The following is a 23,113-nucleotide window of genomic DNA, read 5'->3' as shown; positions in this document are numbered from 1 at the left end:
GCGAAAGAAAAACGAAATATCGCGATTGCCGTCTCCGTTTCCACCCCAGCAACACTATTTGAGCATCCATCGCGAGCCGACGCTGCCGTTATTGCACTGTCGATCTTCTGGTGAATCGATCACGGCTTTTGAGTGACACGGCTATCATCGCCGTCGGGCCACCAGTTGGCCAGCAATGTCGCGAGTTCCTTCAAAGTTGTCTGATGAAGAGGGTCTGCTGCGAGATTATCACGTTCTTCCGGATCGGTATTCACATTAAACAAGGCCAACGGCAGCGAAGGCTTCGCCGGGCCCGGGACAATCAGCTTGAAGGGCCCCGACCGCACCCACTTGCCTCGAACATGCTGCGACGGTTTTCTCAGAACGGCCGCGTCGTTGGGATAGATGGCACCGAACGCCGGCCGACCCGGTAACGATTGTTTTCCCGTGGCCGACGGCATCAGGTCGATCCCCTGCATGCGAGGCGTTATATGAGTTTCCAATCCCACCGCCGATAGAATGGTGGGCACCAAATCGACGGTCTGAACCAGTTGCGAATGTTGCTCAGGCACAGTTGCGCCGTCGAGCCGAATCAGAATCGGGGTTCGCAGGCCGTCTTCGAACTGCGACAGTTTGGAACGCTTGTTATGACGGCCGTGCTGTTGCGTGTCCGGACGAAACCCATTGTCCGACGCGAAGATTATTAACGTTTGCTGCAACGCATCGTGCTGTTTCAACGAATTCACCAGGTGCCCGACAGTTTCGTCAAAGCGAGCGATTTCTGCATAGTAGGGCAGCAAATGCGGTGGTATCGATTTCCTCGCATAAAGGTCGCGGAAACGTTCGGGCGCGTCGAACGGTGTGTGAGGAAGAAATGGAGCGTACCAGACGAAAAACGGTTGCTGACCGGCGTGTTCGGCGATGAAGTCGTCAATCGGCTGCATGGTTTCTCGGCCAATGACCAGCCCGGCGTCGCCGTTTCCGTGAGCCACCCAATCGCCGTTTTCCTGCTGCCGCGTCCCGGTGACCGGGCTGATGCGATCGGTCGGTTTGCCAAGCGTCATGCCATGAGTGAACCCGGCCGTCTGGTAACTGCCTTCCCAATGCTTCCCCGTCTGCAGACAGGCGTATCCATGGTCCGCCAGAATACCAGGCAATGTGGGGACGTTCTGAATCAGGTAGTCAGTGGTTGCTCGCGCAGCGTGGTATTGCGGCCCGGTCATCGTTCGCCGCATCGCCCCAAGGCCCGGCGGCGGATGGTTGAAGTGAATGCCGTGCTGATGAGGATAGAGCCCCGTGAGCAACGTCGCCAATGACGGACGACAGACACTCATCGGAACGTAACCGTTTGGGTAGCGAGCTGACTGCGCAGCCAGTTGATCGATGTTCGGCGTGTGGACGAGTTCATTCCCCATGAACCCGAAATCACGATACGACTGATCGTCCGCCAAAATCAACACAACGTTCAGTCGAGTCGTTCCTACTTGTGCCTCCACGATTCGCGGCAGCACGGCAACCAGTATCAAAAGCACAAGTCGGAACATTCTGTAGCACCTATTCCTGCAGCCAGTTGAGCCCGGCTGTCACACGATCCATGACTTCACCGTGCCAACCGTGACCTCCTTCGTATTCGACCAACTCTACACTGGCACCGTTCTTCGCAAGTTGCAGCATTGCCAGACACAATATGTCTGAATCGTGAACTGACCGCAGCTAACGCAGTTTAAGGCTGTCAACTCGATCAGCGAACACGCCAAAGCCTTTCGGGCACCGTTCCCTCAAGAGTTCGATGTCAGCACATTCAGAAAACGCACTGTAAAGATCTCGGAGTCGGATAGGCGAGCCAGCGGCATCGACAATACACTCGCACGCAGTCTTGGGATCGCGATGAGTCTCGGGATCAGGCTGTGGATCAACCGTTGCTCCACAGACTTTTGCCAGCGCGATGTGGTCGGCGAGAAACCACGCATCGAACGTGCGGACAGCAATACCTATCGCTCGAGGTATCGATGTGATCGTGGTGTTCTGAGCGAAGTCTGCAGATTTGTGTCTTGTTTTGTCGCTGTCCTGATCAATTAGCACAACAACGCTGTCGAATCCTTCTCGTTCCGCCTGACGAATGATGCTAATGAATTTTCGCCCAAGACGGTTGCCCCTACCTGGGTGTACGTGGCGAGCAAATTCCTTAATTCGTCTCGAAGTCGACTGCAACTCCACGTCGCTTCCAACCAATCGTTGAACAAGACGTGGCAAAGCCGCATCCGACTCCCCAGTCATGAGTTCATGTTCGCCCTCGGCCACAATCAGGACGGAACGCTTCATTCTGTCGCCTCAACAGACGACGACGGCTCCAGTTCCCCTGTCCAAATCTCTCCAAGAGAAAAGATGCTGAGACTTCGTTCCACTTCGGGCAGAGTATCCAGGCGAGTCAGGACGACATCGCCTGACGGCTCTCGATGACACCATGTGACTTCATTTGGCTGAAACGCATCAACAAGGTAGGGTGAATGGCTGGTTAGAACGATCTGCGTGCCGGGATGTCGGGCAACCAGCCCGCGTAGAATTCGAACGATGTCACCCACTCGGTGCGGATGAATGCCATTTTCCGGTTCCTCGATGAGCAGAACCCGCGGTGGCGTAGGAAGATACATCAGTGCCAGATAGCCAAGTATGTATAACATACCCTCGGCGGCCTGCGACGCTGGCAGATCCCGGTTTGAGTTCTTCAGGCGGAACACAACCTGCTTGCCGGGAGAGGGCTGCAACGAAAGTGTGTCGTCTGCCTGATCGACCGGCGAGTTGAAGCCCTGCTGCTGAACAAGAGCAATTGACTTGACGTTCGGGAAGATTTCGATGAATTCACTTTCGAGAGCGGAGAAGCTATCTCGATCATAATTCAGCAGGTCATCGATCAGCGTGGGAAGTCCGAACCCGTTGCCTTCGAGGCGAAACCTCCGGTCGGGGTTTAGCGCAGTAGGAAGAGCAAGGTTACGGGCCGTCCAACGCAAATACCAACAGCCGCTGATAGCAGTTTCGAGTAATGTTGCCCATGACATTTCGGGCCGGTGTTCCGCCCGCTTTGCGTGTTGTGTACTCAGCCGGGAGTACCAAGGCAACGTATGTTGCGGATTGTCGGATAATATGGACTTATTCTCTCCGTCCACGTTGATTTCCGCAGCACTCCACCGTGTATCTCGCCCTGACCCGGAAAACTCGGCTTCCAGTCGATAATCGAACGTACCCTGCTGTGAAACGGCGGTGATCGCGATTTCGACCAACTGCATTTCCGCCGCAGCATTGACCAACTCGCGTCCCTGCCATCGCCCTACAAAACTCTCCGGGGCGCTGTGATCCACGCTTCGACAGATGGCCGCGAGCGCTTCCAAGACAGAAGTCTTGCCCGAATCATTCGGCCCGATCAGCAAGTGAATGGGCGTCAGGTCGACGGCTGCGGACCGAATAGCTTTGAAGTTCGTGATGCGTACCTGGGTTATCACTTATGAATCCCGTCGAAGTCGGTGTTTCTCCCAATGTGTTCATCACATTAGACCACTCAGTGCAATCTGCTGCTACGGATTGTAACCCAAATTCGGGCCCAGCCAACGTTCCATGTCTTTGACCGTCATTTTCATGCGATCTGCATAGTGTTCGACCTGATCTTTAGTGATGCGATCGACGGCGAAGTAGCGAGCTTCCGGGAGGCTGAAGTAGAGGCCGCTGACAGATGCCGCCGGCCACATTGCGAAGCTTTCCGTAATCGTCATGCCGGTGGCGGCTTCGGCATCCAGCAATGTCCACAGCGGGCCTTTGGGAAGGTGGTCAGGACAGCTGGGATAGCCAAACGCCGGACGAATTCCTCGGTACTTTTCCGAAATCAATTCATCGTTGGAGAGACTTTCGTCTTTACCGAAGCCCCATTCGCGGCGAACTTTCGCGTGCAGGTATTCGGCGAAGGCTTCGGCGAACCGATCGGCCAAAGCTTTCACCATGATCGATCGATAATCGTCCCCTTCCGCTTCGATCTGCTTCGCCAGTTCTTCGCAGCCGTGACCGGCGGTGACAGCGAATGCACCGATGTAGTCGTCCCCCGTCGGCGATACGTAGTCAGCGAGGCTGCGATAATCCTTCTGCCCGACTCGTTCCCATTGCTGCCGCAACATTGGAAACCGCATCAGTTCCTCACTGCGATTCTCATCTTTCCACAAAACTATGTCGTCGCCATCGGAATTCGCCGGCCAGAATCCGTAGACGGCTTTGGCGGTGAGTGACCTGTTGTCCAACAGAAGCTTCAGTTCTGCCTGAGCATCATCGAACAGCTTCTTGGCTTCTTCGCCAACTGTTTCGTCGTCGAAGATCTTCGGGTACTTGCCGATCAACTGCCACGACGAAAAGAAGGGCGACCAGTCGACGTACGGAAGCAGTTCTTCCAGCGGCAGATCTTCGATCACGCGAGTGCCAGTGAACTCAGGCTTCGGTGGAATGTAACTTTCCCAATCGACGGTAAAGCGCTTTGCCAGAGCTTCGTCGTACGGGACAAGCTTGGCGTCCTGACGCTTACCGAATGCCGCTCGCGCTTTTTCCTGAGCATCCCGTGTCTTCTGCACGAACGCTGGCTTGCTGGCCGGGTCGAGCAGTGATTCGACGACGCCCACAGACAGCGACGCATCGCCCACATGGATCACCGGCTCGCTGTAAACAGGAGCCACCTTTACCGCAGTGTGCTTGGCGCTGGTGGTCGCTCCGCCGATCAGCAGCGGGACCTTCCAGCCGTCTTCTTCCATCTGCCGAGCGACGACGATCATTTCTTCCAGCGACGGCGTAATCAGCCCGCTAAGACCAATGATATCAGCGTTACATTTCTTCGCCTCTTCCAGGATCTTTTCGCAGGGAACCATGACTCCCAGGTCGATCACCTTGAAGTTGTTACAGCGCAATACCACGGCCACAATATTTTTGCCGATGTCGTGGACATCACCCTTGACCGTGGCAATTAAGAACGTACCTCGAGCGCTATCATCGGCAGCATCGGGATCGGCCTGAGCTTCTGCCGCGGCGACGATGGCCACGGCTTCGTCGCGTGCGCCGGAGAACAGGCCGACGTCGTTGAACTTGCTGCGTTCATCGCCCAGAGCCTTCTCCGCCTCCATGAACGGTTCCAGCCACGCGACGGCCTTCTTCATCACGCGAGCTGACTTGACCACTTGAGGCAAAAACATTTTGCCCGTGCCGAACAGCATGCCAACCACATTCATGCCGTCCATCAACGGCCCCTGAATGATGTCCAGCGGTCGGCCATACTTCAGACGAGCTTCTTCGGTGTCGTTTTCAACGTGATCCAGAATTCCTTTCAGAAGAGCATGCTTCAGGCGATCTTCGACGCTGCCATTTCGCCATTCTTCTGTGCGTTTTTCGCCGCTCGCGCGTTCTTTGACTGTTTCGGCATAATCGACGAGGCGTTCGGTGGCGTCCGGACGACGGTTCAGCAGCACGTCTTCGATGTAGACGAGCAGTTCTTTATCGATCTCGTCGTAGACTTCCAGTTGAGCTGGATTGACGATGCCCATGTCCAGTCCGGCGGCGATGGCGTGGTACAGGAACGCAGCGTTCATCGCTTCGCGCACCACGTTGTTGCCTCGAAAACTGAAGCTGACGTTGCTGACACCGCCGGACGTTTTTGCACCCGGGCATTCGCGTTTGATTTCGCGGACGGCTTCAATAAAGTCGACAGCGTAGTTGGCATGTTCTTCCATGCCTGTGCCGACCGTCAGGATGTTCGGGTCGAAGATGATGTCGGTTGGAGGGAAATTCGCCTTCTCGGTCAACAGTTTGTAGGCTCGCTTACAGATCCGGACTTTGTCTTCACGAGTCGCTGCCTGCCCAACTTCGTCGAACGCCATCACGATCGCGGCTGCTCCGTAACGACGAACCAGCTTCGCTTTTTTCAGGAAGTCTTCTTCGCCTTCTTTCAGGCTGATGCTGTTGACGATGCACTTTCCGTGAACGCACTTCAGCCCGGCTTCGATGACCTTCCAATCAGAACTGTCGATCATGATGGGCACGCGCACGTTGTCATCGTGCAGCAGCCACAGGAATTTCTCCATGCACCGAGGACCGTCCAGAAGACCTTCGTCCATGTTGACGTCGATCACCTGAGCTCCACCTTCGACCTGATTCGCCGCGACGCTAAGCGCTTCGTCGTATTTTTCTTCTCGAATCAGTCGAGCAAACATGCGTGAGCCGGTGACGTTGGTCCGTTCGCCGACGTTCATGAAGTTGGCTTCGGGGCGCAGTTCGAGATAGTCGAACCCGGAATATGTGGAATTCCCACTGCCGCCCGAAACCTTGCGCGGCTTCATATCCTTCACCGCGTCCGTCACGCTGGTAATGAATTCCGGCGTCGTACCACAACATCCGCCCACAATGTTCACCAGACCGGACTTCGCGGCGTTGACGACGGCTTCGGTAAACTGCCCCGCCGTGTTATCAAATCCGCCCATGCCGTCCGGCATTCCGGCGTTGGGATAGCAGCTTAGATAACGTGTTGAGATGTCAGACAATGTCTGCAGATAGGGCCTCATCTGTACCGGCCCCAGCGCGCAGTTGAACCCGATGCTGAGTGCAGGGAAGTGCTCAACCGCCGTGTAGAATGCTTCCGCCGTCTGCCCCAGTAATGTGACTCCACCAGCAAAGATCGTCCCGCTGATCATGACCGGGATTTCGGTGTCACGTTCTTCAAACACTTTCGAAATCGCGAACAGGCACGACTTCATGTTCAGCGTGTCAAAACTGGTTTCCGGCAGCAGCAGGTCGACTCCGCCGTCAAGAAGTCCTCGGACCTGTTCGGCGTACGATTCCACCATCGCGTCAAACGACACGACTCGCGTGCCCGGAGCGTTCGCGTTCATCGAAAGCTGTACGTTAGTCGGCCCGATGCTGCCCGCGACGTAGCGAGGCTTCTTCGAATTCTTCGCCGTGTATTCGTCGCACGCCGCGCGAGCCAGTTCGGCTCCCGTTTGGTTCAGTTCCCGGACCAAATGCGACAGTTCGAATTCCTTCATGCCCACGATAGACGCGTTGAAGGTATCCGTTTCGATAATGTCCGCACCGGCTTCCAGATATTCGCGATGGATGCCGCTGATGAGGTCCGGTTGAGTCAGCACCAACAGGTCTGTGGCGTTGCGGACGTCGATGTGGTGATCTTTGAACCGTTCACCCCGATACCCGGCTTCGTCCGGGTTATTAGACATGATGAGCGCACCCATTGATCCGTCGATAATGAGGATGCGTTCGTCGAGAAGTTCGCGGATATCGGGTTTCATCGGGATTTCAGATCTTCTGATCTCAGATTTCGGTGCGAATAAAAATGCAGAAAAGCCCAGCTTTTCCAAAAAGCCGGGCTTCTGGTGGTAGCGGATTCTAGGCGTTTCGCGAGGTGTCGAAAACCCGCGAGGCGTTTGAACGCCGGGAAGACAGAAAAACCAGGACCTGTCCCATCATTGACACAGCCGGGTTCACGGTCCGGTGCAAGATTGCTTGTGCGGCGATCTGAAAAGACGCCTCGGCAAACTGACGGCAACCCACCACGCGCTGTCCCTGCAGAGGCGCATTCAGGTAGAAAAAGTCCCTGAACCCACCGATCTACGAAGCCGCTCGCACAGTCAGGTTCACCACGGGACTCCAGACGCCCAGCGACGAATCGCTGTTCGACAACGCTTTGACCCACAGGCGGTACACACCCACGGCGAGCGGCGTTTCGGGGCGGTAGCTGGTGCCGGAAACGTGATCGTCACGAATGACCGTCTGCCCCGTGACATCGTCAACAATCAGAAACGAGTACCGATCCGCTTCTTGAACGGACGTCCAGTGGAAGGTCGGTCGAGGCTGGTACGTTGCAGAAATGCGCGGCATTTCTAACGCGATTCGTCCCTGAGTATCGAACAACGCTTTTCTGCTCCACGGGCCAGCTGCCCCGCTTGCAGTCCGAGCCCTCACGCTCCAGAGCCAGGGACCGCGACGCAAATCGCCAGGATTGAAGGTGGTCGTCGTCAGACCGCTCACTTCGGTTTCCACTTCCGTCTCCCCGTTTGCGTAGATTAAATCGTAAGTGACCGCCCCTGCCGGTGAGTCCCATTCGAACACGACCTGCGTATCGAACGTTGAGATGAATGATTCTTTCGGCGTGACGACGATATTCTCCGTCGCCGTTTGCAACGTGTATTGGAAGACGGGACTCCATCGTCCGTGCTGTCCACCTTCGTCAGTTGGACGGACCCAGATTTTGTAGTCGCCGTCCAGCAGCAATGGAAACTGCAACTCAGTATCGGCCACGTCGAAATATTGATCGACTTCGCCGGAATCAACGTGCAAAGCGTAGACTTCATAGGTGGCCGCTCCCTCCGTCGCATTCCACCGCAAAACGGGAGACGAATCCGCCGGCTCGCCCACCACTTCCAGGCCCGTTGCACCGCCACCGACATTGACTACGCCCAGGGAACTCCAGAGACCATTACGGCCTTCTGCGGTTTGAGGCATGATCCACCAGCGATATTGGCCTGCAGCCAGGTCTTCATTCGGGGTGAACGCTGTCTCTGTGATTCCGGACTGATCAATTCGAAAACCCTGCGGTCCGGAGATCCAAATGCGGAACTGGCCGACGCCTTCGACCGTACTCCAACGAAATTCCGGACGACTGCTGAACGTCGCACGCGGCGTTGGATCGAGATTCGGGCCAAGATAGTATCGACTCTCTGCTGACCACCGACCCTTAAAGTTGTTCACACCAAGAGGTCGCACCCAGATTTGGTGTTGGCCGAAACTCAAGTCAGAAAACTGATACGACGTTGCCGACACCTCAGTGTTGATCAGCCCTGTTTGCTGAGTTGTCAGGTTGTTGGCCCACACCTGGTACCCGGTTGCTCCGGGAATGGGGTCCCAGGAAATGGATGGTGAATGGTCCAGATCACCGCTTGTCGAAAGTTCAACAAAAACGCCTTTATTCACTTCAAAGCGTCCGAACCCCCACGGCGAAGTTTCACCCGACGTCAATGTGGCTCGCACCCAGAAGTTGTAGATCCCGATTGGCATGTCGGAAATCTGATGATAGGTCTCTGAAGTCGACAGAGTGATCGGCGAAGCGTCGGCACCAACATGAGTCAACCAAAGATCGTACTCTTCCGCCATCGGAACGCCGATCCACGAAAGTTCTACCACCGGCGAAGGACTCACCGAATCCGGCATCGTGACAATTGGCCTGGGGCGTTCGTCGTCAAGAGTCGTGACGGTAATATCCGCAGTTGCGGCCGAGGCAAACATCGCGTCCGACTCGTGGGCAACAACGGCAACGGTGATCGACGAGGTTTCGCTGCCATCCCAATCGTCATCGTCGCTGCCGGAAACTGTCACGGTTTGAGGCTGGTCCCAATTGTCAGACGTAAACTGCAACTCATCCGGCTGCGCCTCGATTCCGGAACCTTCGGCTGGCGTGAGTTTCACGACAACAGGTTCTGTCGGCGCGGATGGTAGCGAGATCAACAACGTGTCTGTTGTGCCGTCTTCGCCAACAATCGTTTCACCGTCGCTTTCGGAAACGACCAGTTCATTGTCTGTCACCGAAATCGTGACCTCTCCGGTATCGTACTGGCCTCCGGAAGCGGTAATGTTAGCCAACTGCCCGCCATCCGCCAGATCGTCGTCAACGACCGACACGAAGAACTGAACGGATTCTTCTCCAGCGTTCAGGGTCACCGTTGCTGGCACAGTGATGGCGCTGGTCGTGTTGCTACGTAACGCGACTTCCAGTGGTTCTGACAGGCCGGCTGTGCGCGACAGGGTGACGCTCACAGCGTCCGCTCCTGCCGATTCGTTCACCACGTCAACAGACGCTGTCAGTGTGAGCGGCCGCGGCGGGCGAGCGACTGTTTGCAGATTTGCGTCCAGCTTGTGAAAAACGGGTACTCCATCCTGCAACGTGACGGCCACGACGTGTTCTGCCGACACCGGCACCAATGCGTGGACGGTTCCATCTAATTGAAGTGTGTCGGTGGTCTGAAACGATGCGCCTTCCCACTTCTGGACCTCGCTGCCATCGTCATTGCCCCTGACGGTCAGCAATGTGTTTCCAAGCCATGCGGCATCATCAATGCCGTTGGCAAGGCGGGTGCTGAGTCGTTCCAGAGTCGCAGAGTTGTGAAAGATTCCCGAACCCAGCAGCACCAGACTGCCGTCCGGTGACACATGCAAAGGGTCTTCGAATCCGCAGCTGGCATGCAAAGGAGAATTGTACATGTTGCCAAAGCCGCCCGGCACCACATCGACGTAAGTCGTTCCATTTTGATTGACTTCGATGGTCCAAAGATCCCGCGGCGAACCCGAACTTGTCAGAAAATAGAACTTCTGATTAGGTTCGCTCCAGACGAATTGGTTTCCTTTTAACCGCTCATTCGCTGTGTCGATAACGTTGCCACCGGAATTGATTGTCGATTGCTCGTCCGCGTGGACAAACACGTATTGGCCCGCTACGGCGAAGCCCACAGGGCGGCTTGACAAAGTAAGCAGCGGCTCTTCAACAGGTTCCTCAGACGACAGATCCGTCTTTGTGATCACCCCGTCGACGTAAGTCAGATAGACTATGTTGTCGACGGACGAATAGGCGATTTGCTGCGGCACTCCCCAAAGTGGAATCGTGTCCGTATAAATCTGCTGCTGCATGTCCCAGCGGAAGATACTTTGATGAGCTTTACTAAGTAGCAACAGCGAACCGTCCGCTACGACTTCGACCTGATCCGGCGTGTATGACAGACCGACCGGATCTACTGGCTGGCCGGGTTGAGGAGGATTCAGTGCTGACAACGGCACAAAACCAGACAGCCATTGTCCGTCGTCGAAGCGAAACACGATCGCGTTGCTGGCGTTGACAAATATTTCCTGCCCGGCATTTGGCAATGAGTAGCTACCGACAGGCAGCAGGCCGGACGTAAACACAGTGACTTCGTCTTCCGACAGCACCAACGGAATGTCTTCACCGATAAACGTGATGTCGACCAGCCTGTCCGGGAAACTGTTCAGATAGGTCAGGCTGTCTGCTGAGTAAATCGTGCCTGAATCATCGACGACGCGGTGGCCATCGGGAAAGATCCACGTCTGAGAAGCGTCGGGATAGTCACCGTGATACGGGCTATCGGCACTCACAAGAAAGTTCCCGGCGTCGTCATACGACAGGGACGTGATATCTGACGGACTGAATACCGTTTTGCGGCCGAGCAACCGATTGACTGACGGAGACAGCGACGAACCATGAATCGCATGTAGCGTTTGGAAGTATGTGTCGTTTGAGTCGATCACCATATTGGTCTGCTTGTTGATGCTTACCGCGCTTGCGTAGTTTCCCGAACTGTGGTTAACAAACAACAGATTTCCATCTGAATGAATGCCAACAACGTTCGTGTCGGTATCCAGCAAATGCGTTTCGTTGCTGCCGTCTGGTTGGTAGCGATAAACGGCCTTGCCAAAGGCCACGTACAGGCCATCCGCGTCAACATGCAGCACTGACGGCAGTCCGACACCGGACGTGAGCTCCACCGGAGGCATCCACGATTCCGCCGCGATATCGTACCGCAAGACCTGAGCTGTCGTTTCACTAAGAAAATAGCCCACACCGTTATTTTCGACGACGGTTGCTGACAGCAGCGCGCGAGGTTCAAGAATCTGCACTTCGGCCGCTGATGCGTACCAGTGGCGAGCACCGCGGCGGCGGCGATTTCGTTTGAACATGACGAATTCTTCGGGAGGGAGGGAGACGGGGCGGGGGTGTGGCGCGTAGTGTTGCCCAAACTCCAATTTGCCGTCAATATGTGATGATCAGCAGTAAGAATCGCGTTCGCCAACCGGCAGACTTCGCGCTGAAGCCGCTCATACGTTTCCTCCAGACATCATGGACAAAAAGTGCAATTAACGGATTCCGACATTATTCTCATCACCGGAGCCACGGGGCTTGTCGGTAGCCACATGGCCGAACAGGCGGCGGCTCGCGGGTTAAGGGTACGAGCCCTTTGCCGTCGCTCGTCTGACACGGCACTGCTGCAGCAGTGGGGCGTGGAAATTGTCGAGGGCGATCTGGACAACCCCGAATCACTAAAGGTCGCGTGCCGTAACGTTTCCGTCATTGTGCATTGCGCGGCGAAAGTCGGCGACTGGGGGCCGACCAGGGAATACCGCAGAATCAATGTCGAAGGAACTCGAGCCCTGCTGGACGTGGCGTTGACGGTCGGTTCGCTGCGACGATGGGTGCAGATCAGTTCGATGGGTGTTTACCCCGGCGGCGATCATTACGGCACCGACGAAACCATGTTGCCGAACACCGAAGGCATCGATGGGTACACACTGACAAAAATCGAATCTGAGCAACTCGTGCGAGACTACACTGCGGACCAACACTTGCCCGCCGTCGTGCTGCGCCCCGGCTTCATCTACGGACCGCGCGACCGCACCGTGATGCCTCGATTGATGGAGAAACTTCGCACAAAAAAGTTCGCCTACCTGGGCAATCATGACAAGCTGATGAACAACACCTTCGTTGGCAATCTGTGCGAAGCGATCTGGCTGGCTATTGAACGCGACGATGTGGTGGGCGAAGTTTTCAATATCCGCGATCCGCGAGCCGTCAGTAAGAAGGAATTTATGGACACGATCTGCGAAGCCGCCGAGCTTCCGATTCCCAAAAAAGTCGTGCCGCTGCACATCGCTCAGTTTCTGTCATGGCACATGGAAACGCTCTGGAAGCTGCTTCGCCGCAAAGAAGCACCGCTGTTGAACAGTGCTCGCATCAAGTTTCTGGGCCGCAACCTGGACTTCGACATCGAAAAAGCCAACCTGCAACTCGGCTACCACCCGTCGACCGATTTCTGCGACGCGATGGTGCAAACGGTCGAGTGGTTTCAGTCGCAGCAGGAGACGTAGCCAATGCGCCGGCTGCTGAAGTTCTTCGCATTGCAGACGCTGCGTGTGCTGGCGGTTGTGACGGTGATTGCGTGGGGGGCATCACAGGTCAGCACGATGTATGCGATGGTGCCGTTTGGTAGTGCCGCCCTTCAATTGGGCTGCTTCTCAGATGGCTGGTTTGCGGGGCTCTATTATGACTGGGGGCTAGGATTGGCTGCTGGCATAGAGGCCGATAGGCCCGGCGCTATTCAGTTGATATCCGAAAACACGTTGATCCCCAGACACGCGGGGTTTGTTTCAGGCCCTCTGCAGTCTGCCGTGGCGTTCTCGTACCCATTTACACTGCTTCTCCTCGTCGCAACCTACGCCGCCTTCTGGTACTTCAGCCGTCGCCGCCAGCGATCGCTGCAAAGCAAACTTGCCGATGCGGCCAAGTTACATTGAGCGGTGAAATTGATGCGACGACTGCTGCAATTTTTTGCGTTGCTGACACTACGCGTCCTGGCTGTGGTCACGGTGATCGCGTGGGGCGCGTCGCAGGTGAAGTGGATGAGCATTTGCGTTCCCGCTGGCGGAGTTGGATTTCGTGTTGACGCGTTGTCCGATGGCTGGGCTTTCAGTCTTCTTGACGGCTATACACTTCTTCCGTTTGGTATTCATAAGGACGTTCCCACTCTACGCGAAGCCTTTGGCGGCCAAGGGAATCTTCTCGGTGACCACTTTTGGTTGTTTTCCCGCGTCAATCCGGCAAGTGGCTTCGCTCGCGCCGCTTTCGGAATCGGTTATCCCATGACCCTGTTCCTCCTCTTCGCAACCTACGCCGCCTTCTGGTTCTTCAGCCGGCGCCGCCAGCGATCGCTGCAAAGCAAACTCGCCGACGCGGCCGCATTGGTTGAACGGTGAAATTGATGCGACGACTGCTGCGATTCTTTGCTTTGCTGACACTACGCGTCCTGGCTGTGGTGACGGTGATCGTTTGGGGTGCGTCGCAAGTCGTAATGCTGTATGCACTCGCTCCGTTCGCGGGGGGGCACGTTAGTCTTCTCTCCGCTTCGGACGGGTGGACAGTTGGATTCGGTTCCCCTGCGCCATCTGGGATTCACGCAGGCGTCGCAGACCGTATCAATAGTCTCTCTGAAGGGTTTCCGGGAAACGGCTCTGTTATCGACGAGCAACTCTGGTTCTTCTCGGACAATCAGCGTGTGTTACTGGGTGTCTCATACTTACTCACGCTTGTTATGATTTTCGCAACCTACGCCGCCTTCTGGTTCTTCAGCCGGCGCCGCCAGCGATCGCTGCAAAGCAAACTCGCAGACGCGGCCAGGTTGCGTTGAACGAGCCAATCTAAGAAACTCCCGGCGTTCCCTCACACCAACCGAAACTCCAGAAAGCCATACACATGTCAGATGTCAAAGTCGTCGTGCGAGACAACGGGCCATTCCTCGTTACTGGTCCGATCACCATCGAAGACGCGGACGGAAAACAATTCGACGTCGGCGGCAAAGAAACCGTCGCCCTCTGCCGCTGCGGCCAGTCAGAAAGGCGTCCCTTCTGCGACGGAACTCACAACCGCTGCGGCTTCGAATCGGCCGAACGAGCTGACGGCTAGAGCAGTTTCTCTTTAGTTGTCGACGTTGCGGGCACGTGGGAGGCAGCTTTCTCAGTCTGAAACGCGTGTGCTGCAGCCACAAGTCAACGAGATTAGCTGTAAGGCGAGCGGCTAATGAGAATGTACCGCGAACACGTAGGCGAGTCTCTCCGAGACTCGATTCAGCGTCTCAGAGAGACGCTGCTACGTGGGACAAAAGTACTGGCCGCTCGCCTAACGTCAACGCTACTACTTCAACGCCCTCGCCAGCAGGTTCTTCGTGATCTGCTGCACTCGAGCATCGGGGCCGTGAGGGCGGCTGAAGTGTGACCACGGAATAATGTGGCCGGGCGGTGACGAAAGGCCCTGAGCCCAGAAAATCGTCGACGCGTTAAAGATGACGTTGTCTTTGGGCCCGCTGAAAACAACCGATTCGTAGCGGCCTTCGCGAGTTCCGCCCGACCAGATCGGGCCTTCCGCCACGACAGTCATGTCCGCTCGGTCCGGGTCTGGTTCGCCGTGATGTTCCCAGCCGACGAGACCCGGAATGCTGTCGCCGCGCTTCATGCCGGTACCTTCAAACAGCCAGTGGTCCGGCTTCGAGCACGTCCAATCGCCGCCGCCGTTAAAGGGCACTACGCTGCGGACGCCCATAATGCGGCGTTCGTCCGGACCGGTCGCCTTCAATCCGGCGAACATCGCTTCGTACGATTCCAGCTCATCCACGCGCAGGTCGCCGTAGCAACCTTTGCGAGTGATAATGCGGTTGGGGCGACCATCCGACGATGGCGAAAACGGGGAATCCACAAAGATGGAATTGCCGCACAGCCAAAGCAGATTCACCCCTTCATTCATCGCCGATTCAATGGCTCTGTACTGCCGCTGATCCCAGTATTCGTCGTGCCCCACGCTGATGAATGTGCGACAGCGTTTCACGAAGCTGGCGTCGCACGTATCGAGATTCGATCCGTAGGTGACGTCGTAGCCGTTTTGTTCCAGCCAGAAGCTAAGCGGAAACTCCCACAGCAGAAACTCGCCCGATCCGATCGACAGTGGGTGATCGAAAATCTGATTGTACTTGCCGTAGGGACGATCGAAACTCACCGCAACTCCCGGCGCATGGCTGCCGTCCGGGTGAGTGTACAGCGATTCGTTCACCGGCCAGCGGTTGTAAGCGTGCCATGTGTTGTCGCTGCATTGAAACAGGCAATCCGCCTTCCGGTTGTCTCGCACGATAAAGATGACGTAACTTTGCCAGTACGGTTCGTGTTCTGTATCGGGGATCGTGGTTAGCTTGCCGAGGTACACGCCGCTGACCCAGTCGTCCGGAATTGGAATCTCAACCGACGCATTCCATTGACATTCTCGCAAGCGGCCGGGCATCGGACCGATTTCGGGCGTAGGCTGCGTCTTGCCTTCCAGCGGCCCGAATGTGGCTTTGTGGCAACCGCCTTTGCCGTCGTAATAGCCCATGCGATAGACGTCGAGCGTAAACTTCCTCGCCGGTTTGGTACTGACGAAAATCTGCAGCGTGTCGCCCGCTTTGACGGACTGGTGCGAACAATAGCCTTCGATCAGCGACGTTCGGTAGTTGCCCTCATTCACGCGAACGCGAGTCAGTTGCCAGTCGGTGGTGCCCGGACGTTGGTTTTCCGCGACGATTAGATTGGCTTTCGATTTATCGCCCGACGCGCCGGAGTGATTCTCATCAGCGGCGTTAACGTGCGCCAGGTTTCCCGCGACTGCAGCGGCAGCCGTGGTTTTTAGTACGTGGCGACGGTCGACTTTTCGCGGGGAGTCGGAAGAATGGCTGGTCATGGAGGGAGCCTGGAGGAAAGTTGGGGAGGGCTGAGTTGCGTTGTTGTAGCACTTCGGCCGAATCAAGCACGTCAAAACCGACGCCGAAACGGCTGGGGAACGACAAACCACTTCAAGAGTCTGAAGGCTGACGCATCGTTATGGCGAGACGAAGCATACATTGCAAACCTACGCGTAGAAACCACACGGTAACGCCATCGGCTTGCTAAGCTATCGAAGCAGTCAATCGAAAATGAATCCGGACGAGATACTTCAGCACGAATCCCTTAACAGTCCAGCTTCGAGCGAGTTTGTACGAGTGTTGATGCGAAGACTAAGTACGCTGCTAAGCGTCGCCACGGTCGCTCTTGCGATTGTATCCCTGGCAACACTTGCCGCAAGACACCACTGGCTTACCGACATCTGTGCCAACCTGCGAGTGCAGTGGGTCATTGGTCTATTGGCCGTTGCCTGCGGAAGTGTGGTCACGAAGAGCTGGCGGCTGTTCAGCGTGCAGATCATGTTGTTGATATTTCACGCCCCGTGGTTTGCTGTTGTGCTGTTTCCAGACGAAACGCCGACCGGACCGCCACAAATGACGTTCGCCACGGCGAATGTACTCACAGCGAATCGCCGCTATGACGAAATCGAAGCACAGTTACTCGCATCGAACGCCGATGTCGTCGCCGTTTTGGAATTGAGCACGCCGTTGCGAGATCACCTTCAGGGCAGATTTGCAGAACAGTATCCGTATTCTCGTGAGTCGCCTCAGAACGGTGGCAACTTCGGAATCGGGCTGTATTCGCGAGTGCCGTTTCAGTCCGCAGAAATCGACTACTTCAACGATGCCCGGATCGCGTCCGTCATCGCCCGAGTGAACCTTCAGGACAGCGAACTGGTCATCATTGCAACTCACACACGACCGCCGGTTGGCGCGGGCGGGTTCGCTCATCGCAACAGACATCTTCGAATGCTGGCGGACCGTGTTCAGGAATTCAGGAAGGCAGAACCGGACGTGCCCGTGGTCGTCATGGGCGACTTGAACCTGACGCCGTGGTCGCCCGTGTTTGCGGACTTCGCAGAGCGGGCAGGACTGGCACCATCGCGTGGCCGGGAGTTGACACCCACCTGGTACCGATTTCCGCTGTTTCCGTTCGGGCTGGTACTCGACCACGTTCTGGCGACGCCAGATTTGACACGAGTGGACTATCAGGTTGGCAGCGACATGGGTTCCGATCATCGCATAGTGACAACCGGGTGGAAGTTTTAGCAACGCCTAAAAGGTGCCTTCTTTCATAGCCGCCGATCAAATGATTGAAGCGGTGCCGAACCACTGGTAGAACGCTTGCCCACAGAAAGCTCCTTCTGTGACACGCCCAATCAAAACGGGACCAAGACAGATGGACAATGATGTTCAGGCGCGCAAAAACGCCATTCGCAAACAGGCTCACGCCAATCGCACTAATCAGGCCGACAAAGATGAACTCAGCCGCCGCATTGTCGGAGCATTCATGTCGCTGCCGGAATACGCGACGGCGGAAACGGTCATGTTTTACGTGGACGCTCGCAGCGAAGTGCGCACGCGTTTCGACTTGCCGACCGCTCTGGAATACGGCAAGCGAGTGGTCGTTCCCTGGTGCAAAGACGACGGCGAATTGTCGCTGTTCGAACTCGAAAGCATGGACGAGCTGGAGATTGGGAGGTACCAGATCCCTGAACCGGCGAAATCTCTACGCAACAATTTGAGTAAACGCGTCGCCGTCGAAGAGCTGGACTTAGTGACGGTGCCGGGCGTCGCGTTCGACGTGCGAGGAGCTCGCATGGGCCACGGTATAGGGTACTACGACAAGTTGCTGCAGTTCACTCGAGCCGATTCGCCGTTGATCGCGTTGGCGTTTGAGTGCCAGCTGTTCGAAGAAATTCCGGTAGCCGAACACGATGTCTTCATGGACAAAGTGATCACAGAAAACGGCGTCTACGAAGGCCGCGGCCGCGCGTAGTGCATCGCTGCAGCCCAAAGCCAAACATGCTACTTTGGTGAGATGTGCCAGAATTCCCTGCGGCATCACGGAGAAGAACGACGGCTCGCAAAGGCTTCTGGGGATGTGGACAAAATTCCTGACACAAACACCCCTCCCGCAATTTGTTGCGGGAGGGGTCGAACGAGCGCAGCAAGTTCGGGGGAGGGCTGATCGCAAGTGGGAGGCGTATTCTGTTCCCAGGCTCGTCCGGTCGCACCGCCCCCTCCCGAACGTTGCTTCGCTCGTCCGACCTCCCCCTCAGCTTCGCTGGCGAGAGGTGCAGGCTTCAGTGATCGAATTGCCTCTGGTATTGAATTCACATCCCGGCGAAGTCCACTTCGCGAAAACCAGCAGGCTGTTCCGTCAGGGAGGCGCCGTCTTACATCTGTTCGCCGCCGGCCACGTGCAGAATTTCGCCCGTAACGAAGCTCGACTTCAGCAGGTAAACGGCCGCATCGCAGATATCCTGCGGGCCACCCGGCCGCTGTAAGTGAACCGTTTCCTTAACTCGCTTGTCGTGCCAGTCCTCTTTGCCAGGAGGCGGCAGGATTGCACCGGGCGCGATGCCGTTCACCTGGATCGCGGGGGCTAACTGTTGAGCCATCGTTTTTGTGAGGCTTGCCAGCGCCGCCTTGGAAGCCGTGTAAACCAAATGCGTTGCGGGCGGTTTGGTGGCTCGCCAATCCAGCAGGTTGATGATGTGCCCAGCCTGGCCATCTGGCAATTGACGTTGGAACGCCTGACTCAGGAAAACCGGAGCCAGCGTGTTGATTGCGATGTGCCGCTGACAGTGCTCAATGTCGACATCCGGCAATTCGCACTCTTCGAAAATTGCCGCACAGTTAATCAGGACGGTGGCCGGGCCGAGTTCGCCAGCGGCCTCGAAGACAGTCTTCGAGGCGACTTCGGGATCGGCAAGGTCGGCAGACACCGTCACACACCGGCGATCCATGGCCTCAACTTCGTTCGCCACTTCGTTGGCCGCGTCTGCAGAACGACCGTAGTGAATAACGATGTCCAGCTGCAGCGACTTCGCAAGGTCCAGAGCGACATGCCGCCCAATCCTCTTTGCCGCACCGGTGACAACGGCGACTGGCCGCTGGCCATTGGGGGCATCATCGAGCGGCCTGCGGAGATCTGACGAATCATTCATAAACGCTTATTCGCCGTTGAGGTTGCGGTACATTTTCTTCAACGCTTCGCCTTCGATTTGACGAACTCGTTCACGAGTCAGCCCCAGCGATTCGCCAATTTCCTTCAGTGTTCGAGGCTCGCTGTCGTCCAGCCCGAATCTCATTCGCAGAATCGTCGATTCGCGAGAATCCATTTCGTCCAGCAGGCGGAAGACATGTTTCAGGTTGTCGCGGTTGATGAGTTCATCTTCCGGACCAGCCGTGCGATCGTCTGGAATGATGTCGCCAAGCGTCATTCCGCTTTCGTCCTGTTCAGACTGCGGAGCCGCGTTGTAGAGTGCGATCGCCTTCTTCACGATTCGCAGCTTCTTCTTCGGAATTTCCAGCTCGCGAGCCACGTCTTCCGGCGTTGGTGTTCGCTTTAGTTCTTCCTGAAGTTTGGCAGACGCACGTCGCCACTTTGAAAGCAACTCGACCATGTACGCAGGGACGCGAATGGTCTTTGCGGTGTTGACCAATGCACGCTTGATCGACTGCTTGATCCAGTAACTCGCGTAAGTGCTGAACCGCGTGTTCATGTCCGGATCGAAGCCCTCGACGGCTCGCAGCAGCCCGAGGTTTCCTTCTTCGATCAGGTCCTGCAGCGGCAGACCTTTGTTGGAATAGCCGCGAGCGATGTTCACAACCAGTCGCAGGTTGGCTCGCACCATGCGATCGCGAGCCTGCGCATCGCCAGCCGTGATGGCGCGGGAGAGCGACTTTTCTTCGTCGGCCGTCAGCAGCGCCGTTTCATTGATTTCCCGAAGGTAGGTTTCCAGCGGCGTCTGAACGCGCGAACCGGAACGTGAACGGCTGGTAGTGGTCTGTGCCATGGAGTCCCCACAATCTTCCCGTGAGCATTTATGTGTAAACAACCAATTGCCGGACTTCAGACTCTGAGAGTGCGTGATCGCCGAAGTTTGCTGACGCAGCAAAAGCCGGCTCGCCTGATGACTCGGACGTTTCTGTTGGCCCAATGGGTGTTTGTACTGGCTCTATCGACACGGTTTTGCACAGCGATGACTCAACACCGGCAAATTTCGCCGTAGCCCTCGAATCGCGATTCCGCCCTTCTGTAACCGGGCCAGACGTCATAATTGGTGCTGTCGCGTGTTTGCGAAGCTATACCGATCAGTTCGACGGCAGCAACTGCCGAAGATGAGATCACATTGAGTCGCCCAAAGCCGCGAAGTTTCTGATTGACATTTCAGAGCACGTTCTTAACCTTCCGCATTGTCATGTCGATGGCGCGATGTGTGGCGGTTGCACGCCGATGGAACACATCGGAGGGACGAGATGTCGCCAGAATTCCTTCAGGCCTGTTTGGCTGGGAGTTCTGACGCATTCCACTACGAAGTTGACGACCAGGAGAGACCGACTTGGCTGGAACGCAATGGATTCGACCGGAAGAAAGTCTGGCGTCAGCCAGTAGCCTAAACTGCGGGACGCTGATCCAACTGTGCGGACGCCAAATGGCTCACGCACTGCAATCCGAATCGGTGGCTGAATTCCTGTCCAGCGAAGCGCCCGAACTGGCCACGGAACTGGCCGTGCAATGGCTGGCCGTCGTCAAACGAATTCCGGGCCCCACATGGGAAACGGTGGGTGCTCACGGACGCCATTCCTTACCCAAACTGCCAACACAGTTCTGGGACGAATCTCAGGAACGCGAGTCCGCCGGGCAAATAGAACTGGATGGCGGCTGGACGGCGTTTGCCGTTCCGTTGGACCGCAATACTACGACGCGGGGACGTTCGGTTGGCGACCTGATGGTCGGCCTGACTCGGAATCCCGACGACCAGCTTCTGCCATCCGCGGTTTTGGCGTCTCGATCGCTGAGTATTGGCCTGGAACTGGCGGCACAGAAACGAGAATCGCGGCAGCATGTCGATCGCCTGAAGTCGACGCTGGACATTGCGTCACGCCTGTCGGCCGCCGAAGAAACGGCTCCGCTGCTGGATTTGATCGCGAAAGAAGCGACTCGTCTGCTGGACTGTGACCGCAGCAGCATTTTCCTGTGGGATAAAGAGCGGAAAGAGGTCGAAGCTCGCCCCGCCCTGGGCGTAAAAAACGGAGCGTTGCGTCTGCCCGCCGGTGAAGGGATCGTTGGTGAAACCTTGCGGACCGGCCAGGCAATCGTCGTCGACGAAGCGTATGAAGATCCTCGATTCAACCAGGAAGTCGACCAGCGCAGCGGCTACAGAACTCGCAACCTCATCTGTGTTCCTCTTCGCGACGCAGACGGAGACGTCGTCGGTGCGTTTGAAGGCATCAATCGCAACGACCGACAGCCGTTCACGGAGGACGACGTCGAATGCCTGCAGCAACTGGGAACTCAGGCCGCCGTCGCCGTACGCAATCTGCGCGAACGCAGTTTACTGAATCGCAGCCGCAATCAGCTGGCCGAACAGGTGACCAGCCAGGTCGAAATTGTCGGCACCAGTGCGTCAATCAGTGCGTTGCGCGACACCGTTCGCCGCCTGGCCTCCACTGATTTGCCCGTCCTTGTCCTGGGCGAAAGCGGGACAGGTAAGGAAGTTGTCGCGAATGCCATTCACTTCGATGGTGCCCGAGCCAACAGTCCGTTTGTGGCCGTCAACTGCGCGGCGATTGCGGAAAGCCTGCTGGAAAGCGAACTGTTCGGCCATGAACAGGGAGCCTTCACGGATGCTCGAGATACACGGCAGGGCAAGTTCGAATTGGCGGACGGCGGCACGCTGTTTCTGGACGAAATTGGCGACATGAGTCTTGGCGGACAAGCCAAGCTGCTACGCGTGCTGGAACAGAAGGTGATCACGAAAGTCGGCGGCTCAGACAGCATTCCCGTCAATGTGCGAATCGTCGCGGCAACGAATTCCAACCTGACGGAAGCCGTTCGTGAAAAGCGGTTCCGCGAAGACCTTTACTATCGGCTAAGCGTCGTCACTTTGGACTTGCCACCGCTGCGCGATCGCCCCGAGGATATCCTGCTTCTGGCCGAACACTTTTTGGCTCGCTTCGCAGCCCAGGCTCGTCGACCATCCATGCAGTTTACCGCCGACGCGCGGCGGCGGCTTCAAGCCCACGCATGGCCCGGCAATGTGCGAGAACTTCGCAACTTAATGGAACGAGTCGCCTTTTTAGCAGCCAACGATCGCATCGATGCGGACGACCTGGCGTTTATTCTAAGCCCGGAAGAAGAAGGCAGTCAGCAGCTGTCTTTGGATCTGGGCCTGGACACAGCGACCCGCGAGTTCCAGAAGGATTTTATCCGCCGCAGTATCAAGCAGGTCAACAACAACATGACCGACGCCGCCAAGCTGCTCGGTCTGCACCGTTCAAACCTGTACAGGAAGATGAAACAGCTCGAAATGTCGGAGGTCACCGACTGATGCCGGCAGACACTTCGCTCAACGAAGCAACGGATTTTCCACGGCTGCATCACGTTCGATGAGGTATACGTCAGCCACCCAGGCTGCGCCTGCGAAACAGGACATATCGTTTGCAAAGAGCCCCGTTGCACACAGTTCGAAACCGGCCGTGCGAATCCGCACGCGTAGTGGGTCATTTTGTGTAAATGTGCACGATCCCGTCCATCGTTTCGGTCTGTTGAGAATCGCGGGCAATCGTGTCTTCGAGTG

Annotated in this window: 15 protein-coding genes; 7 read left to right on the top strand and 8 right to left on the bottom strand. The window is 56.5% G+C overall.

The window, feature by feature from the left end; translation table 11 throughout:
* Nucleotides 1-119: 119 nt before the first annotated feature.
* The 5 genes from Fuma_RS05415 to Fuma_RS05395 all read right to left on the bottom strand — a co-directional run bounded on the left by Fuma_RS05415 (nt 120) and on the right by Fuma_RS05395 (nt 11,748).
* Entirely contained in the window at nt 120-1,523 is a 1,404-nt protein-coding gene (locus Fuma_RS05415; RefSeq protein WP_077023244.1) for a sulfatase-like hydrolase/transferase, read from the bottom strand.
* Between the two features lie 169 nt (nt 1,524-1,692).
* A complete protein-coding gene (locus Fuma_RS05410) occupies nt 1,693-2,301 on the bottom strand; it encodes a DUF4276 family protein (RefSeq protein ID WP_077023243.1) in 609 nt (202 codons plus the stop codon).
* Nucleotides 2,298-3,476 (bottom strand): AAA family ATPase, encoded by a 1,179-nt coding sequence (locus Fuma_RS05405; RefSeq protein ID WP_077023242.1) that lies wholly within the window; start codon nt 3,474-3,476, stop codon nt 2,298-2,300. Before Fuma_RS05405 ends, Fuma_RS05410 begins: the two co-directional genes overlap by 4 nt.
* 72 nt (nt 3,477-3,548) lie before the next feature.
* A complete protein-coding gene (gene metH / locus Fuma_RS05400; RefSeq protein WP_077023241.1) occupies nt 3,549-7,298 on the bottom strand; it encodes a methionine synthase in 3,750 nt (1,249 codons plus the stop codon).
* Between the two features lie 319 nt (nt 7,299-7,617).
* Nucleotides 7,618-11,748, bottom strand: a complete 4,131-nt coding sequence (locus tag Fuma_RS05395; RefSeq protein WP_077023240.1) for a hypothetical protein — start codon at nt 11,746-11,748, stop codon at nt 7,618-7,620.
* A 171-nt stretch (nt 11,749-11,919) separates the two neighbouring features.
* On the opposite strand from Fuma_RS05395, the gene Fuma_RS05390 reads away from it, so the two are divergent.
* The 4 genes from Fuma_RS05390 (at nt 11,920) to Fuma_RS05370 (ending at nt 14,524) form a co-directional block, all read left to right on the top strand.
* Nucleotides 11,920-12,933, top strand: coding sequence for an NAD-dependent epimerase/dehydratase family protein (locus Fuma_RS05390; RefSeq protein ID WP_229360849.1), 1,014 nt, complete (start codon nt 11,920-11,922; stop codon nt 12,931-12,933).
* 3 nt (nt 12,934-12,936) lie between these two features.
* Nucleotides 12,937-13,359, top strand: coding sequence for a hypothetical protein (locus Fuma_RS05385; RefSeq protein ID WP_077023239.1), 423 nt, complete (start codon nt 12,937-12,939; stop codon nt 13,357-13,359).
* A 12-nt stretch (nt 13,360-13,371) separates the two neighbouring features.
* A complete protein-coding gene (locus tag Fuma_RS05380; RefSeq protein WP_077023238.1) occupies nt 13,372-13,818 on the top strand; it encodes a hypothetical protein in 447 nt (148 codons plus the stop codon).
* A 496-nt stretch (nt 13,819-14,314) separates the two neighbouring features.
* Nucleotides 14,315-14,524, top strand: coding sequence for a CDGSH iron-sulfur domain-containing protein (locus Fuma_RS05370; protein ID WP_077023236.1), 210 nt, complete (start codon nt 14,315-14,317; stop codon nt 14,522-14,524).
* A gap of 228 nt (nt 14,525-14,752) precedes the next feature.
* Here the strand turns inward: Fuma_RS05370 and Fuma_RS05365 are convergent, their stop codons facing one another.
* On the bottom strand, nt 14,753-16,321 hold the full coding sequence (locus Fuma_RS05365; RefSeq protein WP_077023235.1) for a N,N-dimethylformamidase beta subunit family domain-containing protein: 1,569 nt from the start codon (nt 16,319-16,321) through the stop codon (nt 14,753-14,755).
* Between the two features lie 304 nt (nt 16,322-16,625).
* Between Fuma_RS05365 and Fuma_RS05360 the strand changes: the two genes are divergently transcribed.
* Both Fuma_RS05360 and Fuma_RS05355 read left to right on the top strand, forming a co-directional pair.
* Nucleotides 16,626-17,570 (top strand): endonuclease/exonuclease/phosphatase family protein, encoded by a 945-nt coding sequence (locus tag Fuma_RS05360; RefSeq protein ID WP_158520857.1) that lies wholly within the window; start codon nt 16,626-16,628, stop codon nt 17,568-17,570.
* Between the two features lie 130 nt (nt 17,571-17,700).
* Nucleotides 17,701-18,300 carry a 5-formyltetrahydrofolate cyclo-ligase gene (locus Fuma_RS05355; protein ID WP_077023233.1) on the top strand — a complete coding sequence of 200 codons (600 nt, stop codon included), beginning with the start codon at nt 17,701-17,703 and terminating at the stop codon, nt 18,298-18,300.
* 400 nt (nt 18,301-18,700) lie between these two features.
* Here Fuma_RS05355 and Fuma_RS05350 read toward each other — a convergent pair whose 3' ends face one another.
* On the bottom strand, nt 18,701-19,474 hold the full coding sequence (locus Fuma_RS05350; protein ID WP_077023232.1) for an SDR family NAD(P)-dependent oxidoreductase: 774 nt from the start codon (nt 19,472-19,474) through the stop codon (nt 18,701-18,703).
* Between the two features lie 6 nt (nt 19,475-19,480).
* Nucleotides 19,481-20,326 carry a sigma-70 family RNA polymerase sigma factor gene (locus tag Fuma_RS05345; protein ID WP_077023231.1) on the bottom strand — a complete coding sequence of 282 codons (846 nt, stop codon included), beginning with the start codon at nt 20,324-20,326 and terminating at the stop codon, nt 19,481-19,483.
* 546 nt (nt 20,327-20,872) lie between these two features.
* Here Fuma_RS05345 and Fuma_RS05335 point away from each other — a divergent pair.
* The gene (locus Fuma_RS05335) at nt 20,873-22,864 is read left to right on the top strand and encodes a sigma-54 interaction domain-containing protein (protein ID WP_077023229.1); all 1,992 of its coding nucleotides are present in this window, start codon (nt 20,873-20,875) and stop codon (nt 22,862-22,864) included.
* Nucleotides 22,865-23,113: the final 249 nt, after the last annotated feature.

This window comes from Fuerstiella marisgermanici, assembly GCF_001983935.1.
GTDB classification, from domain to species: Bacteria; Planctomycetota; Planctomycetia; order Planctomycetales; family Planctomycetaceae; genus Fuerstiella; species Fuerstiella marisgermanici.
This window is presented reverse-complemented; position numbering and strand designations above follow the sequence as displayed.

What these genes read in the sequence shown, in the direction of transcription:
- Fuma_RS05370 (WP_077023236.1), top strand. Translation starts at nt 14,315, where the DNA reads ATGTCAGATGTCAAAGTCGTCGTGCGAGACAACGGGCCATTCCTCGTT.
- Fuma_RS05350 (WP_077023232.1), bottom strand. Translation starts at nt 19,474, where the DNA reads ATGAATGATTCGTCAGATCTCCGCAGGCCGCTCGATGATGCCCCCAAT.
- Fuma_RS05355 (WP_077023233.1), top strand. Translation starts at nt 17,701, where the DNA reads ATGGACAATGATGTTCAGGCGCGCAAAAACGCCATTCGCAAACAGGCT.
- Fuma_RS05410 (WP_077023243.1), bottom strand. Translation starts at nt 2,301, where the DNA reads ATGAAGCGTTCCGTCCTGATTGTGGCCGAGGGCGAACATGAACTCATG.
- Fuma_RS05385 (WP_077023239.1), top strand. Translation starts at nt 12,937, where the DNA reads ATGCGCCGGCTGCTGAAGTTCTTCGCATTGCAGACGCTGCGTGTGCTG.
- Fuma_RS05415 (WP_077023244.1), bottom strand. Translation starts at nt 1,523, where the DNA reads ATGTTCCGACTTGTGCTTTTGATACTGGTTGCCGTGCTGCCGCGAATC.
- Fuma_RS05345 (WP_077023231.1), bottom strand. Translation starts at nt 20,326, where the DNA reads ATGGCACAGACCACTACCAGCCGTTCACGTTCCGGTTCGCGCGTTCAG.
- Fuma_RS05380 (WP_077023238.1), top strand. Translation starts at nt 13,372, where the DNA reads ATGCGACGACTGCTGCAATTTTTTGCGTTGCTGACACTACGCGTCCTG.
- Fuma_RS05360 (WP_158520857.1), top strand. Translation starts at nt 16,626, where the DNA reads ATGCGAAGACTAAGTACGCTGCTAAGCGTCGCCACGGTCGCTCTTGCG.
- Fuma_RS05395 (WP_077023240.1), bottom strand. Translation starts at nt 11,748, where the DNA reads ATGTTCAAACGAAATCGCCGCCGCCGCGGTGCTCGCCACTGGTACGCA.
- Fuma_RS05365 (WP_077023235.1), bottom strand. Translation starts at nt 16,321, where the DNA reads ATGACCAGCCATTCTTCCGACTCCCCGCGAAAAGTCGACCGTCGCCAC.
- metH (WP_077023241.1), bottom strand. Translation starts at nt 7,298, where the DNA reads ATGAAACCCGATATCCGCGAACTTCTCGACGAACGCATCCTCATTATC.